We start from the raw sequence: 202 nt of genomic DNA, 5'->3' as shown, positions 1-202 counted from the left end.
GCGGGGGCGTGGCGCAATTGGTAGCGCATCTGCTTTGCAAGCAGAGGGTTAGGGGTTCGAGTCCCCTCGCCTCCACGTTTCGGTGATTATAGTGAGAGGGAAACGCCTGGTTCCATTCCGAACCCAGTAGCTAAGCCTCTTTGCGCTGATGGTACTGCACTTTGATGGGTGTGGGAGAGTAGGTTGTCGCCGGACTAGTTTT

Annotated in this window: 1 tRNA gene and 1 rRNA gene; both read left to right on the top strand. The window is 55.9% G+C overall.

Annotation, left to right across the window (positions count from 1 at the left end):
* Positions 1–2 precede the first annotated feature (2 nt).
* Positions 3–75: transfer RNA gene (locus HMPREF2609_RS07485), tRNA-Ala, on the top strand.
* Between the two features lie 3 nt (positions 76–78).
* Positions 79–195, top strand: a 5S ribosomal RNA gene (gene rrf, locus HMPREF2609_RS07480).
* Positions 196–202: the final 7 nt, after the last annotated feature.

It is taken from the genome of Rothia sp. HMSC058E10 (assembly GCF_001809415.1).
Classification (GTDB): domain Bacteria; phylum Actinomycetota; class Actinomycetes; order Actinomycetales; family Micrococcaceae; genus Rothia; species Rothia dentocariosa.
Note: the sequence above shows the minus strand (reverse complement) of the source record. Positions and strands in the feature narration are given on the sequence as shown.